This window comes from Roseateles sp. GW823-FHT07B05 (assembly GCF_058794515.1).
The window spans coordinates 40,637-55,728 of sequence record NZ_JBXAGX010000021.1; the positions used below are offsets into that span (position 1 = coordinate 40,637).

The 15,092-nt window shown below is 68.7% G+C and carries 9 protein-coding genes; all 9 read left to right on the forward strand.

The window, feature by feature from the left end; genetic code table 11:
• Positions 1–163 precede the first annotated feature (163 nt).
• The gene (locus AC1Q7O_RS25855; RefSeq protein WP_492662037.1) at positions 164–1,705 is read left to right on the forward strand and encodes a glycoside hydrolase family 43 protein; all 1,542 of its coding nucleotides are present in this window, start codon (positions 164–166) and stop codon (positions 1,703–1,705) included.
• A 170-nt stretch (positions 1,706–1,875) separates the two neighbouring features.
• Positions 1,876–4,200 carry a beta-L-arabinofuranosidase domain-containing protein gene (locus AC1Q7O_RS25860; protein WP_492662038.1) on the forward strand — a complete coding sequence of 775 codons (2,325 nt, stop codon included), beginning with the start codon at positions 1,876–1,878 and terminating at the stop codon, positions 4,198–4,200.
• Positions 4,201–4,204: 4 nt separating this feature from the next.
• Positions 4,205–5,815, forward strand: a complete 1,611-nt coding sequence (locus tag AC1Q7O_RS25865; protein ID WP_492662039.1) for an alpha-L-fucosidase — start codon at positions 4,205–4,207, stop codon at positions 5,813–5,815.
• A gap of 109 nt (positions 5,816–5,924) precedes the next feature.
• Positions 5,925–6,878 carry an ABC transporter substrate-binding protein gene (locus AC1Q7O_RS25870; RefSeq protein ID WP_492662045.1) on the forward strand — a complete coding sequence of 318 codons (954 nt, stop codon included), beginning with the start codon at positions 5,925–5,927 and terminating at the stop codon, positions 6,876–6,878.
• A 406-nt stretch (positions 6,879–7,284) separates the two neighbouring features.
• Positions 7,285–8,808, forward strand: coding sequence for a sugar ABC transporter ATP-binding protein (locus AC1Q7O_RS25875; RefSeq protein ID WP_492662040.1), 1,524 nt, complete (start codon positions 7,285–7,287; stop codon positions 8,806–8,808).
• Positions 8,801–11,710: a glycoside hydrolase family 31 protein gene (locus AC1Q7O_RS25880; RefSeq protein ID WP_492662041.1), complete on the forward strand. Its 2,910-nt coding sequence runs from the start codon at positions 8,801–8,803 to the stop codon at positions 11,708–11,710. Before AC1Q7O_RS25875 ends, AC1Q7O_RS25880 begins: the two co-directional genes overlap by 8 nt.
• Positions 11,707–12,714, forward strand: a complete 1,008-nt coding sequence (locus AC1Q7O_RS25885) for an ABC transporter permease (protein ID WP_492662042.1) — start codon at positions 11,707–11,709, stop codon at positions 12,712–12,714. Before AC1Q7O_RS25880 ends, AC1Q7O_RS25885 begins: the two co-directional genes overlap by 4 nt.
• Positions 12,715–12,731: 17 nt before the next feature.
• Positions 12,732–13,688: a galactofuranose ABC transporter, permease protein YjfF gene (gene yjfF, locus AC1Q7O_RS25890; protein WP_492662043.1), complete on the forward strand. Its 957-nt coding sequence runs from the start codon at positions 12,732–12,734 to the stop codon at positions 13,686–13,688.
• Between the two features lie 41 nt (positions 13,689–13,729).
• Complete coding sequence (locus AC1Q7O_RS25895; RefSeq protein ID WP_492662044.1) at positions 13,730–14,641, forward strand: glycoside hydrolase family 43 protein; 912 nt, start codon at positions 13,730–13,732, stop codon at positions 14,639–14,641.
• Positions 14,642–15,092 lie beyond the last annotated feature (451 nt).

Consider the following 15,092-nt stretch of genomic DNA (forward strand, 5'->3'; position numbering starts at 1 on the left):
CTGGGCCTGCCGTGCTGCTCGCCCAGGCGTTGCGCTGCGTCCGTGGTTCTCACGGGGCATATCAAAACCAGGATCGACCGCGCCAGCAATGTCATTGGTGCGCGGCGACCTTGCCTCCTAGGCTGCGCGGGCCTCAAACAACAGACCCGGAGACAGACACACCATGGCCCAGAACCGACGCCACTTCCTCGCGGGCTCTGCCGCACTCGCCCTGACCGCCTGCGGCGGTGGTGGTGGCGGCGGGAGCACCGGCGGCAGCACCGGCACCATTCCCTCGGTGCCGGAGCCGGTCCCGACCAACCCCAACCCGGTCCAGACCGCGCTGACCTTCGGCAACGCGTCGGTGCACGACCCGTCCATCGTCCGGGACGGCAGCACGTACTACGTCTTCGGCTCGCACCTCGCGGCCGCCAAGACGACGGACCTGATGAACTGGACCAAGATCGCCGACACGGTCAACGACGCGAACCCGCTGTTCACCAAGGTCACGACCGACCTGTCCGCCGCGCTGACCTGGGCGCAGACCACCACGCTGTGGGCACCCGACGTCATCAAGCTGGCCGACGGCAAGTTCTACATGTACTACTGCGCCTGCAAGGGCGACTCGCCGCTGTCGGCGCTGGGCATCGCCGTGGCCGACAAGATCGACGGCCCCTATGCCAACAAGCAGCTGCTGCTGAAGTCGGGCATGGTGGGCACGTCGGAAGACGGCACCAACTACGACGCCGCCAAGCACCCCAACGTCGTCGACCCGTCGGTGTTCTTCGACGCGACAGGCAAGCTGTGGATGATCTACGGCTCCTACTCGGGCGGCATCTACATCATGCAGCTCAACGCGGCGACGGGCCTGCCCCTGGCCGGCCAGGGCTACGGCACGCACCTGCTGGGCGGCAACCACGCCGAGATCGAGGGCGCCTACGTCATCTACAACCCGACGACGAAGTACTACTACATGTTCACGTCGTGGGGCGGCCTGGCCGCGGACGGCGGCTACAACGTGCGCGTCTGCCGCTCGCTGAACCCGAACGGCCCCTACGTGGACGGCTTCGGCAAGGACATGTCCACCGTCCGTGCCAGCGTGGCCTTCAACCGCCCCAGCATCCAGGACTACGGCATGAAGCTGATGGGCGGCCACAACTACGTCAACGCCGCCTTCGAGACCGGCGCCGCGCTGGGCTATGTGTCGCCGGGCCACAACTCGGCCTACTACGACGCGGCGACGGGCAAGTACTTCATGGTCTTCCACTCGCGCTTCCCGGGCACCGGCGAAGGCCACGAGGTGCGCGTGCACGAGATGCACTTCAACGACGACGGCTGGCCCGTCATCGCCGCGCTGCGCTACGCGCCGCTGAGCCTGGCCAGCCCCGCGCAGGCGGCCACCGTCACCGCCGCAGACGCCGTCGGCACCTACAAGCTGGTCAACCACGGCAAGGACATCACGGCGACGAGCAAGGCCTCCATCATCGTGACGCTGAGCAGTGGCGGCGTGGTGGCCGGCAGCGGCGGCATGACCGGTACATGGGCCCATGACGGCAGCAACAAGATCACCATCGTGAGCGGTGGCGTGACCTACAAGGGCGTACTGTCCCGTCAGTGGAATACGAACTCCAGCGCCTTCGTCGTGAGCTTCAGCGTGATCTCGTCGACTGCCAGCACGGCCGCGGCGACCGGCGTCTCGCTGTGGGCCGTTCGATTGAGCGCCTGAGACCCATGAAGCCCCTCGCCCAACGAGTACGTTGGTCGGTCCCCCGAGGGGACGGCGATGCTTGCGGCATCGAGCCGCAAGCACATCGCCAGACCGGGCCGGCTTGGGAGCGGCCCGGCGCTCGGCCCGCGAAATTTCTGGGCGGCCTGCTCGCCGTCCTCACCTTCGCCGTGTTTGCGCACGTCGCGCAGGCGGCGACGCAGGCCTTCCCGCTTGACCGCGTCCGTCTGCAGGACGGACCCTTCCTCGACGCGCAGACGACCGACCTGCGCTACCTGATGGCGCTGGACCCCGAGCGCCTGCTCGCGCCCTTCCGCCGCGAGGCCGGCCTGCCCGTGCCCACGCCGAGCTACGGCAACTGGGAATCCTCGGGCCTGGACGGCCACATGGGCGGCCATTACGTGTCGGCGCTGGCGCTGATGTGGGCCTCCACCGGCGACGCCGAGGTGAAGCAGCGCCTTGACTACGTGATTGCCGAACTCAAGCGCTGCCAGGACGCTTTGGGCAACGGCTACATCGGCGGCGTCCCTGACGGTGCCAAGGCCTGGGGCCAGGTGGCCGCGGGCCAGCTCAAGGTCGACAGCTTCTCCGTCAACGGCCGCTGGGTGCCTTGGTACAACATCCACAAGATGTTCGCGGGCCTGCGTGACGCGGCAGTCCACGCCGGCAATGCCGACGCCAAGGCGATGCTGGTCAAGCTGTCCGACTGGGCGCTGCGCCTGACGACGCCGCTGACCGACGCGCAGATGCAGGACATGCTGCGCGCCGAGCACGGCGGCATGAACGAGGTGCTGGCCGACGTGGCGCAGATGACCGGCGACCTGCGCTACCTGGCGCTGGCGCGGCGCTTCTCGCACCAGGCCATCCTGCAGCCGCTGGCTCACGAGCAGGACAAGCTGACCGGCCTGCACGCCAACACGCAGATCCCCAAGGTCATCGGCTTTGCGCGCATCGCGCAGATCGCCGGCGAGGACGAAGGCCACCGCGCGGCCGAGTTCTTCTGGCGCACCGTGGTGGACAAGCGTTCTGTGGCCATCGGCGGCAACAGCGTCAAGGAGCACTTCCACCCGGACGGCGACTTCCGGCCGATGCTCAACGAGGTGGAAGGTCCCGAGACCTGCAACAGCTACAACATGCTGAAGCTGACGGCGCTGCTGTCCCAGGCCCAACCGGAGCAGGGCGCCTACACGGACTACTACGAGCGCACGCTCTACAACCACATCCTCGCGTCCCAGCATCCGGGCGAGGGCGGCTTCGTCTATTTCACGCCGATGCGGCCGCAGCACTACCGCGTCTACTCCAAGGTGGACGAAGGCATGTGGTGCTGCGTGGGCTCCGGCATCGAGAGCCACGCCCGCCACGGCGAGTTCATCTACGCGCATGACGGCGACGCGCTCTACGTCAACCTCTTCATCGCGTCCACGCTGGACTGGCGCGAGCGCGGCGTGAAGCTGACGCAGAGCACCCGCTTCCCCGACGAGTCACGCACGCGGCTGACGGTGGACGGCAGCGGCAGCTTCGCGCTGAAGATCCGCTACCCCGGCTGGGTCGCGCCCGGCGCGCTGAAGGTCAGGCTCAACGGCAAGCCCGTCAAGGTGACCGCCAGGCCGGGCCGCCATGTCGAGCTGCGCCGCACGTGGGCGGCGGGCGATGTCGTCGAGGTCGAACTGCCGATGCGCACGACGCTGGAGCCCATGCCCGGCCTGAAGAACTATGTCGCCGTGCTGCACGGCCCCATCGTGCTGGCCGCCAAGACGCCGCAGCCGGGCGAGAAGCTCAGTTTCACGGCCGACGGCTCGCGCATGGGCCACATCGCGCACGGCGCGGTCTGCCCGCAGGACGCCGCGCCGGTGTTCGTCAGCGACCAGGCCGACTTCATCCGCCGCTTCAAGCCCGTGCCCGGCCAGCCGCTGACCTTCACGGCCCCCGGCCTCATCCAGGGCCGCAAGGATGCCGACCGCCTGCAGCTGATTCCCTTCTTCCGCCTGCACGATTCGCGCTACATGCTCTATTGGCCGCGCAGCACGACGGCTCAGCAGAGCCTGCTGCGCGTCGAGCTGGCCAAGGCCGAGGAAGCGCGCCTGGCGCTGGACGCGCAGACCATCGATCAGGTGGCTCCCGGCGAGCAGCAGCCGGAAAGTGACCATGGCTTCAAGGGCGAGGGCGCCGAGAACGGCATTGCGCCGGCCGGCCGCTGGCGGCATGCGAAGCAGTGGTTCAGCTACGACCTGAACGACGCCAAGGGCGAGGCCAAGGCGCTGCGCCTCGCCTTCGCCAGGGGCGACGCCGGCCGCCGCTTCGACCTCCTCGTCAACGGCCAGCTCATCGCCGAGATCACGCTCGACAAGCCGGACAGCCTGGAGGACGTCTACACGCGCGACTTCCCGCTGCCCGCCGACCTGGTGCGCGCCGCCGGCGGCAAGCTCAACGTGAAGTTCGTCGCCAAGCCCGGCAGCATTGCCGGCGGGCTCTACGGACTGCGCCTGCTGAGGTGACCGAATGAAGAGAAGACAAGCCCTGCAGCACCTGTCTGCGCTGGCCTCGGCCAGCGCGCTGCCGTTGGCGCAAGCGGCCAAGCCGAAGTCGGTGTTCAAACCCAGCTGGGACTCGCTCGCCGGCTACGCCACGCCGGACTGGTTTCGCGACGCCAAGTTCGGCATCTGGGCCCACTGGGGCCCGCAGTGCCAGCCCGAGGCCGGCGACTGGTATGCCCGCGAGATGTACGTCGAGGGCAGCCGCGTCTACAAGCACCATGTGGCCACCTATGGTCACCCGTCCAAGTTCGGCTTCAAGGACGTCATCCACGAATGGCGCGCTGAAAACTGGGACCCGGACGAACTGCTGGGCCTCTACAAGTCGGCCGGCGCGCGCTACTTCATGGCGCTGGCCAACCACCACGACAACTTCGATCTGTTCGCGAGCAAGCACCACGCGTGGAACTCCACGCGCATCGGCCCGAAGCAGGACATCATCGGCCGCTGGGCGCAGGCCGCGCGGCGCCAGGGCCTGCCCTTCGGCGTCAGCGTGCACGCGGCGCATGCCTGGACCTGGTACGAGACCGCCCAGCGCGCCGACAAGACCGGACCGCTGGCCGGTGTGCGTTACGACGGCCGACTGCGCGCCGCCGACGGCCGCGGCCAGTGGTGGGACGGCCTGGACCCGCAGGCGCTGTACGCGCAGGACCACCCCTTCAGTGCCGGCAGCGAGGCCGACCACCACGCCATCCACAAGCAGTGGGAGTGGGGCAACGGCGCCAGCCAGCCGTCGGCGGCCTACTGCCGCAACTTCCTGGCCCGCACGCTGGAGCTGTTGGACCGCTACCAACCCGAACTGCTGTACTTCGACGACACGGCGCTGCCGCTGTGGCCGGCCAGCGACGTGGGCCTGGAAATCGCGTCCCACTTCTACAACCAGCATCTGCGCGCTGGCGACCGTACCGACGCCGTGCTGTTCGGCAAGATCCTCGACGAGCAACAGCGCCGCTGCATGGTCTGGGACATCGAGCGCGGCCAGAGCCAGCAGCTCGAGCCGCTGCCCTGGCAGACCGACACCTGCCTCGGCAACTGGCACTACGACCGTCGGGTGCTTGAACGGCACGGCTACAAGTCCGCCGCCACCGTCGTGCAGACGCTGATCGACGTGGTCAGCAAGAACGGCAACCTGCTGCTCAGCGTGCCCGTCAAGGGCGACGGCCGCATCGATGCCGACGAGCGCGCCATCGTCGAAGGCGTCGGCGCCTGGATGCGCGTCAACGGCGAAAGCATCTACGGCACGCGGCCGTGGACGACCTTCGGCGAAGGCCCGGCGCTGGCCAGCTCGGCCCCGCTGACGGCCCAGGGCTTCAACGAAGGCAAGGGCGCGCCGCTGGGCGCGCGGGACTTCCGCTTCACGGCCAGGGGCGAGCGGCTCTACGCCAGCGCCTTCGGCCTGCCTGCCGACGGGCGCTGGCTGATCCGCAGCCTGGCCAATGGCCGCCACCCGGCCGTGCGCCGCGTGGACCTGCTGGGCGGCGCCGAGGCGCTGGCCTTCGAGCAGACGGCCGAGGGCCTGCGGGTCCAGCCTCCCGCCGGCCTCGCGCCCAGCCCCGCCCATGTGCTGAGGATCACCTGACCTGCCGCCTCTGGTGATGCCGAAACGGACATGGCTTCGGCCAAAAAAGTCATTGGCCGCGCATCGCCCGCCTTCTAGCATCCGTCCATAACCAGGAGACAACCGAATGATGAAGCTGATCGCCCGCCGCACACTGCTTGCCGCAGCCCTGGCCCTGCCCGCCGTCACCGCGCTGGCCGCGCCGCTGACCATGGGCTTCTCCCAGGTCGGCGCCGAGAGCGAGTGGCGCACGGCCAACTCCGCCTCCATCAAGGCCGCGGCCAAGGAAGCCGGCGTCACGCTGAAGTTCGCCGACGCGCAGCAGAAGCAGGAGAACCAGGTCAAGGCCATCCGCAGCTACATCGCGCAGAAGGTCGACGTCATCGCCTTCTCGCCGGTCGTCGAGAGCGGCTGGGACACCGTGCTGAAGGAAGCCAAGGCCGCCGGCATCCCCGTCATCCTGACCGACCGTGCCGTCAAGGTCGCCGACCCGTCGCTGTACGTGACCTTCATCGGCTCCGACTTCGTCGAGGAAGGCCGCAAGGCCGCGAAGTGGCTGGTGGAGCGCGCGGCCAAGACGCCCGGCGCGGCGCTGAACATCGTCGAGCTGCAGGGCACCGTGGGCTCGGCCCCGGCCATCGACCGCAAGAAGGGCTTCGAGGAAGGCATCAAGGCCAATCCCAAGCTGCAGATCATCCGCTCGCAGTCCGGCGAATTCACGCGCGCCAAGGGCAAGGAAGTGATGGAGTCCTTCCTGAAGCAGCGCGACAAGAAGATCGACGTGCTGTACGCGCACAACGACGACATGGCCATCGGCGCCATCCAGGCGATCGAAGAGGCCGGGCTGAAGCCGGGTGTGGACATCGTCATCATCTCCATCGACGGCGTGCGTGGCGCGTTCGAGGCCATGAAGGCGGGCAAGCTGAACGTGACGGTGGAGTGCAACCCGCTGCTGGGCCCGCAGCTGATGCAGCTGGCCAAGGACATCGTGGCGAAGAAGCCGGTCGAGAAGCGCATCACCGTCAACGAGGGCGTGTTCCCGGCTGAGGTGGCGGCGAAGGAACTGCCAAATCGGAAGTATTGATTCTTCGGCGGCTGACGGGCTCGCTAGTCGTGGGAGCAGCGTTGCAGGCCAGGCCCATGCCGGGAGTTCATCCCGGAGGGCGCCCCTCACAGCCGACAGCCAAACCCGCAAGCCGGCTGGCGCCGGCTGTCCGGGTTGCCCCCTTGAGCGCCGCCGAGGAACGCAGGCCCCGAAGCCCGCGAGCGCAGCTCGCCTGGACAACTGACTCACGACGACTGTTCGAGCAGAGCGTAGCGGCGCGAGTTCGGCGTGGGGCGTCGGGGCTTGCGTTGTTCGGGGACCCGAGCGCAGCGAGGGCGGTGCGCTCGGGGGGAGCTCTTTGCCTACTTTCTGGCGGTCCAGAAAGTAGGTCGCCCGCCGGGGCGAAATCCCGGCACCGTACTCACGCGGCAACGAGAAGTACCCAATGACGACCCAACCCGTGCTGGAACTCGCCGGCATCCACAAAGGCTTCCCTGGCGTCAAGGCGCTGAGCGACGTCAGCCTGCGTCTTTACCCCGGCGAAGTCCACGCGCTGATGGGCCAGAACGGCGCCGGCAAGTCCACGCTCATCAAGGTGCTGACGGGTCTCTACCAGCCCGACGCCGGCACCATCACGCTCGACGGCCAGCCCATTCAACCGAAGCGCACCGAAGACGCGCAGGCCCACGGCATCCGCACCGTCTACCAGGAGGTCAACCTTTGCACCAACCTCAGCGTCGCGGAGAACATCTGCGCCGGCCGCTTCCCGCGCAAATCCTGGCTGGGCGGGGGGCGCATCGACTGGCCCGCCGTCAACGCCGAAGCGAAGCGCGTGCTGTCGCAGATGGACCTGGACATCGACGTCACCGCGCCGCTGTCGCGCTACTCGCTGTCCATCCAGCAGATGGTGGCCATCGCCCGCGCGCTGCGCATCTCGGCGCGCGTGCTCATCCTCGACGAGCCCACGTCCAGCCTCGACGACGCCGCCGTGCAGCGCCTGTTCACGGTGCTGCGCCGCCTGCGTGACCAGGGACTGGCCATCCTGTTCGTCACCCACTTCCTCGACCAGACCTACGCGCTGGCCGACCGCATCACGGTGATGCGCAACGGCGAGACCGAAGGCGAGTACCTGGCGAGCGAGCTCAGCCGCCTGGCGCTCGTCAACAAGATGGTCGGTGCGCCGCCCGACCAGCAGCCCACCCGCCTGGACAGCCGCGCCCCGAAGACCGGCGCCCCTGTGCTGAAGGCCGAGGGCCTGAGCCGGCGCGGCGCACTTCACCCGCTGGACCTGGAACTCAGGCGCGGCGAAGTGCTGGGCCTGGCCGGCCTGCTGGGCTCCGGCCGCACCGAGGCCGCGCGCCTCTTGTTTGGCGCCGATGCGGCTGATGGCGGCCATGTCGCCACCGAAGGCCGCACCGGCCGCTGGGCGTCGCCGCGCGAGGCCATCGCCGCCGGCATCGCCTTCTGCTCCGAAGACCGCAAGCACGAGGGCGCCATCCTGGACCTGTCCGTGCGCGACAACATCCTGCTCGCGCTGCAGGCCAAAGCGGGCCTGCGCCTCGTCATGAGCCATGAGCAGCAGCAGGTGCTGGCCGACGACTACATCAAGCGCCTGGGCATCAAGACCGCCAGCGCCGACACGCCCATCGGCCAGCTCTCGGGCGGCAACCAGCAGAAGGCATTGCTGGCCCGCTGGCTGGCCACCGAGCCCGCCGTCCTCATCCTCGACGAGCCCACGCGCGGCATCGACGTGCGCGCCAAGGAAGACCTGATGGACGCCGTGCGCGCGCTGGCGCACAAGGAGGACGGCACAGGCATGTCCCTCCTCTTCATCTCGTCCGAGCTGCCCGAGGTGCTGCATTGCAGCGACCGCGTCCTCGTGCTGCGCGACCGCCGCGCCGCCGGCGAGTACCGCCGCGGCGAGCTGGACGAGCGCAGTGTGCTCGAAGTGATTGCCGACCATGCCTGAGACCGCCCTGCGCCGTGCCCTTGCGGCTGTCGCCCTGGCCGGCGCCGCAACGCTCGCGTTCGCCGCACCACCCAGCGGCCTGGACGCCCACGGCCAGACGCTGCGCCAGCCGCTGCCGTCGGCCGCGCAAGGCTTTGCATGGACGCGGCTGGACGCGGGCGTGCAGCTGCAGCTCGGCGCGCTCACCCGCAACGTGCTGTTCTACGGCCCGGGCCTCGTGCGCGTGACGGCCCACCTGGGCCAAAGCCACGCGACCCAGCCCAGCCTCGTGGTCGTGGCCTCGCCGCAGGCCGTGCCGCTGGTCGTGGAGGACGGCGCCGAGTCGCTGGTGCTGACCAGCGCGGCGCTGCGCGTGGAGATCGACAAGCGCAGCGGTGCGCTGGCCTTCTACCGGCCCGATGGCAGCCTGTTCACGCGCGAACAGGCGCCCGCTGCGCTCACGACCGCAGAGGTCTCCGGCGCGCCGACCTATGCCATGACGCAGGCCTTCCGCCTGACGCCCGACGAGTCGCTCTACGGCCTGGGCCAGTACAACGAGCCCTACATGGACTACCGCGGCCGCGATGTGTCCATGGTGCAGACCAACATCGGCATCGTGCTGCCCTTCATGGTGTCGACGCGCCGCTGGGGCGTGCTGTGGGACGTCTATTCCAAGATGCGCTTCACCGACGACGCCCAGGGCGCCCGCTTCTGGGCGGAGAGCGCGCCTGCCGGGGCCGACTACTACCTCGTCGCCGGCAAGACGATGGACGAGCTGATGGCCGGCTACCGCCAGCTCACTGGGGCCGCGCCGCTGTTCCCGAAGAGCGCGCTGGGCCTGTTCATGAGCAAGGAGCGCTACAAGACGCAGCAGCAGTTGCTCGACGTCGCGCGGCGCTTCCGCGCCGAGCACTTCCCGCTCGACACCATCGTGCAGGACTGGCAGTACTGGGGCGGCGACAAGGACGGCACCTGGAGCGGCATGACGTGGAACGCCGAGCGCTTCCCCGACCCGCGCGGCATGGTGGACACGCTGCACCGCGAGCTGAACACCAAGCTGATGGTCTCCATCTGGCCCTCGGTCGGCGACGACACCGCACTCGCCCACGAGCTGGATGCGAAAGGCCTGCGCTTTGCGCCCAAGCACTGGATCTCCGGCAAGGCGCAGATCTACGACGCCTTCAGCGCCGAGGGCCGCCGCATCTACTTCAAGCACGTCAAGCAGGGGCTGCTGGACGTGGGCGTGGACGCGCTGTGGATGGACGGCACCGAGGTGGAGGTGGGCGGCGCGGCGCACGACGCTGGCGAAGTCGAGGCCGACATCAAGCGTCTGGGGTCCAACGCGATGGGCGACTTCACGCGCTACCTCAACGTCTACAGCCTCGTCACCACGCGCGGCGTCTTTGAGGGCCAGCGCGCCAGCGCTGACAATCGCGCGATGACGCTGACCCGCTCCGCCTGGGCCGGCCAGCAGCGCTACGCCGCGCTGCCCTGGTCGGGCGACACGACGGCGAGCTGGGCGACGCTGCGCGCGCAGATCGCCGGCGGCCTGAACGTCGGCATGGCCGGTACGCCCTGGTGGACGCAGGACACCGGTGGCTTCTTCGTGCGTCACGCGGGTGGCGAGCGCAACCCCGCCTGGCGCGAGCTTTATGCGCGCTGGAACCAGTTCGGCGTCTTCAACCCCATCTACCGCATCCACGGCACCGACGTCGAGCGCGAGCCCTATCTGTTCAAGACGCTGGACCCGGCCGTCTACCGCTCGCTGCTCGGTGCCGCCCAGCTGCGCTACCGGCTGCTGCCCTACCTCTACGGCCTGGCCTGGCGTGCGCACGACGAGGGCTACGTGATGATGCGTGGCCTGGCCATGGACTTCCCCGACCAGACCGCGCTGCGCAAGGTGGACGACACCTACATGTTTGGCCCGGCCTTCCTCGTGCAGCCCGTCACGCGGTCCACGCTCTACCCCGAGACGCCGCCTGCCGTCACCGTTCCCGCCAGCGCGCTGCGCACGCCGCAGGGCGAGCCGGGCCTGCAGCTGGACTACTTCTCGGGCATGGCCTTCGAGAAGCCGGCGAGCACGACGGTGGACGGCCCGGTCGACCATGACTGGCCCCCCGCGCCGCTGGGCAGCGTGCCGCCCGGGCTGGCAGGCCTGCACCAGTTCTCAGCGCGCTGGCAGGGGGCGCTCGTGGCACCGGAAACGGGCGAGTACGAGATCGGCCTGGAAGGGGATGACGGCTTCCGCCTGTGGCTGGACGACAAGCTTGTGGTGGACGACTGGAAGAACGGCGCGCCCCGCTTCCAGAGCACCCGCGTCAAGCTGACCGCCGGCCAGCGCGTTCGCCTGCGCATCGACTTCTACCAGGACGCCTATGGCCGCAAGCTGCGCCTGGCCTGGCGCACGCCCGCGCAGTTGCAGGCGCTGGCGGGTGCGCAGCGGCGCATCGACAAGCGCCAGACGACGCTGCTTCCCGCGGGTGCCGGCTGGTTCGACTTCTGGACCGGCAAGCGCCATGCTGGTGGCCGGTCGGTGGCCCGCGAGTACCCGCTGGACCAGTTCCCGCTGTTCGTGCGCGCCGGCAGCATCGTGCCCATGGGCCCGGTCGTCGAGCACGTGGGCGAGCGCCCCGATGCGCCTTACGAGATCCGCATCTATCCCGGTGCCGATGCGCAGTTCACGCTGTACGAGGATGACGGCGAGACCTACCGCTATGAGCGCGGCGAGCGCGCCACCGTCACGCTGCGCTGGGACGACGCGCGACGCGTGCTGGACGTCGGCGCGCGCGAAGGCCGCTTCCCTGGCCTCGTCGAACAGCGCCGCTTCGATGTGAAGCTGATCGATGCCTCTGGCCGCGCCGCGGCCACGCGGTCCGTCCTCTACCGTGGCGACGCGACGGCGCTGCATTTCAAGACCCCATGAGTTCTCCCACGCTAGCCATGTCTTCCCCGCCCGCGCGCGCCGCCTTCTGGCGCCACCCTCTGCTCCGCCCGGTGGCCGCGCTCGCGCTGCTGCTGGCCGTCGCGGCCGCCTTCGTGCCCGGCTTCCTGCACCTCGAAATCAAGGACGGCCATCTTTACGGCAGCCTGGTCGACATCCTGCACCGCGCCGCGCCGCTGATGCTCGCGGCCCTGGGCATGACGCTGGTCATCGCCACGCGCGGCATCGACGTGTCGGTGGGTGCCGTCGTCGCCATCGCCGGCACGGTCGCCTGCGTGCTGGTCGGTTCGCACGGCCTGGCCGTCGCCTTCGCCGCGGCGCTGGGCGTCGCGCTGCTGTGCGGCCTGTGGAATGGCCTGCTCGTGTCGGCGCTGGGCCTGCAGCCCATCATCGCGACGCTGATCCTCATGGTGGCTGGCCGTGGTCTGGCCCAGCTGTTCACCGACGGCCAGATCATCACCGTCTACGAGCCGGCCAGCTTCTTCTGGCTGGGCGGCGGCTACCTGCTGGGCCTGCCTGTGTCGCTGTTCGTCGTCGCCATCGTTGGCGGCCTGACCGCACTGCTGATGAAGCGCACGGCGCTGGGCCTGTTCATCCAGACCGTCGGCATCAACCCTGTCGCCGCGCGGCTGGCCGGCGTGCGCACGGCGGCCATCGTCTTCTTCGTCTACGTCTACTGCAGCCTCGGCGCGGGGCTGGCGGGGCTGATGATCTCGTCCAACATCAAGAGCGCCGACGCCAACAACGCCGGCCTGCTGCTGGAGCTGGACGCCATCCTCGCCGTCACGCTCGGCGGCGGCCAGCTCAGCGGCGGCAAGTTCAGCCTGGCGGGCAGCCTCATCGGCGCACTCATCATCCAGACGCTGACGTCCACCATCTACGCCCTCGGCGTGCCGCCGCAGGTGACGATGGTCGTCAAGGCCGTCGTCGTGTTCGCGGTCTGCATCTCGCAGTCGTCGTTCTGGTCCACGCGAGGTGGCAAATGAAAGCCTTGCGTGCGGCCATGGCCGCTCCTTCCTTCACCAGCTGGGTCAGCGTCGCGCTGATGGTGGTGCTGTTCATCGCTGGCGCCAGCAGCTACACCGGCTTCGGCGCCACGCAGGTGGTGCTGAACCTGCTCATCGACAACGCCTTCCTGCTCGTCATCGCGGTGGGCATGAGCTTCGTCATCCTGTCCGGCGGCATCGACCTGTCGGTGGGCTCGGTGCTGGCGCTCACGACGATGGTCGCCGCCTGGCTGCTGCAGGTCGCGCAGTGGCCGGCCGAGCTGGTCATCGTCGTCGTGCTGCTGGGCGGCGCGGCGTTCGGGGCGCTGCAGGGCGTGGTCATCCACGTCTTCAAGCTGCAGGCCTTCATCGTCACGCTGGCCGGCATGTTCCTGGCGCGGGGTCTGTGCTTCCTCATCAGCGTGGACAGCATCACCATCGACGCGCCGCTGTTCGTCACGCTGTCGCAAACGCAGATACCGCTGTTCGGCGGCGCCTTCCTGTCGCCCGGGGCGGTCATCGCGCTCGTGGTGCTGGCTGCCGGTCTGTGGGTCGCGCACTGCACGGCCTTCGGTCGCACCGTCTACTCGCTGGGCGGCAACGAGACCTCGGCGCTGATGATGGGCCTGGCCGTGGGCCGCACCAAGATCGCCGTCTATGGCCTCAGCGGCTTCTGCGCCTCGCTGGCCGGCCTGCTGTTCGCGTTCTACATGCTCAGCGGCTATGGGCAGCACGCCCAGGGCGTGGAACTGGACGCCATCGCCGCCGTCGTCATCGGCGGCACCGTGCTGACGGGCGGCTACGGCTACGTGGCCGGCGCGCTGTCCGGCGTGCTGGTGCTGGGCCTGATCCAGACGCTGATCGCCTTCGACGGCACGCTCAGCTCCTGGTGGACCAAGATCGTCATCGGCGCGCTGCTGTTCATCTTCTGCGCCGTGCAGCGGCTGCTGTCCCTGAAGAAAGCCCAAGTCTGATTAAGAAGCTCCTGCTCGCCGCCGCGCTCGCCTGCGGCGCGATGGCCCACGCCGCCCCCAACCCGCTGTTCGCGCCGCTGTACACGGCCGATCCCGCCGTGCTGGTCGATGGCGGCCGCGTCTACCTCTTCACCGGCCGCGACGAGGCACCGCCCGAGGGCAAGGACTACGTCATGCACGAGTGGCGTGTGTTCTCCACCTGCGACATGGTGACCTGGAAGGACGAGGGCGTGCCCGTCAAGGCCCGGGACTTCACCTGGGCCAAGGGCCGCGCATGGGCGTCGGACGTGGTGAAGCGCCACGGCAAGTACTGGTTCTACTCGACGGTGGAGCACGCGACGGTGCCGGGCTTCGCCATCGGCGTGGCGGTGTCCGACTCGCCCACCGGCCCGTTCAAGGATGCGCGCGGCTCAGCGCTCATCACCAACGACATGACGAAGCAGACCGACATCGCCTGGGATGACATCGACCCTGGCGTCTTCGTCGACGACGACGGCCAGGCGTACCTGTACTGGGGCAACACGGTGCTGAAGGTCGCCAGGCTCAAGGCCAACATGACCGAGCTGGACGGCCCGATCACGGCGGTGCCCGTGGCCAACTTCGTCGAGGCTCCGTATCTGCACAAGCACCAGGGCACGTACTACCTGAGCTACTCGCAGCACTTCCCCGAGGAGACGGCCTACATGACCGGCCCGTCCCCCACCGGCCCGTGGACCCCGCAGGGTGTCGTCATGGAGCGCAACACGAAGACCAAGACCATCCATCAGGCGTTCTTCGAGTTCAACGGCAAGAACTACGTGGCGTATCACAACGCCGAGCTGCCGGGTGGCGGTGAGTACCGTCGTTCGGTGGCCATCGAAGAGTTCTCGTACCGGGCGGACGGCACCATGCCGTTCATCCATCAGACGAAGACTGGGCCCAAGGCGAATCCTTCGGCTGCCTGCACGCGCTGAAGCCGGCGCGGGGTGGCGCTTCTGCCAGCTCCGTCGCGTCCCTTTTGCCTGCGGCCTCGCTGGCCGCCCTGATGACCCGCTCATACTTGGAGGTCATCAGGACGTGCCCGCCATCCGCACCCGTGTCGTCGGTATCTATATATAGGGTTGGCAGCGAGTGATGCCATGAAGGAGCGAGCTGACTGGCTGGTTGGCAGGCGTGCTTGAGCCGCCTGCCTTTCGCGGCGGAGGGCGACGAGCCGCGCGGAAGAGGCCCCGAGAAGTTTTCTCGCCGAAGTCTTGCCAAGCCGAAAAACCCTGTGCTACAGTCGTGGGCTTCGCTGATCACAGCACTGCGTCGGAAACGGCAACGAGTTGCAGCGAAGGCGGATCGGAAGATCTGCAGGCGAGCTTGAGAGAGTCGCCAGGTGCTAGAGAGTTCCAAAAAGAATTTTCAGAAAGTACTTGACGA

Coding starts and splice junctions, on each gene's coding strand:
- AC1Q7O_RS25855 (WP_492662037.1), top strand. CDS start 164: ATGGCCCAGAACCGACGCCACTTCCTCGCGGGCTCTGCCGCACTCGCC.
- AC1Q7O_RS25895 (WP_492662044.1), top strand. CDS start 13,730: ATGGCCCACGCCGCCCCCAACCCGCTGTTCGCGCCGCTGTACACGGCC.
- yjfF (WP_492662043.1), top strand. CDS start 12,732: ATGGCCGCTCCTTCCTTCACCAGCTGGGTCAGCGTCGCGCTGATGGTG.
- AC1Q7O_RS25865 (WP_492662039.1), top strand. CDS start 4,205: ATGAAGAGAAGACAAGCCCTGCAGCACCTGTCTGCGCTGGCCTCGGCC.
- AC1Q7O_RS25875 (WP_492662040.1), top strand. CDS start 7,285: ATGACGACCCAACCCGTGCTGGAACTCGCCGGCATCCACAAAGGCTTC.
- AC1Q7O_RS25870 (WP_492662045.1), top strand. CDS start 5,925: ATGAAGCTGATCGCCCGCCGCACACTGCTTGCCGCAGCCCTGGCCCTG.
- AC1Q7O_RS25885 (WP_492662042.1), top strand. CDS start 11,707: ATGAGTTCTCCCACGCTAGCCATGTCTTCCCCGCCCGCGCGCGCCGCC.
- AC1Q7O_RS25880 (WP_492662041.1), top strand. CDS start 8,801: ATGCCTGAGACCGCCCTGCGCCGTGCCCTTGCGGCTGTCGCCCTGGCC.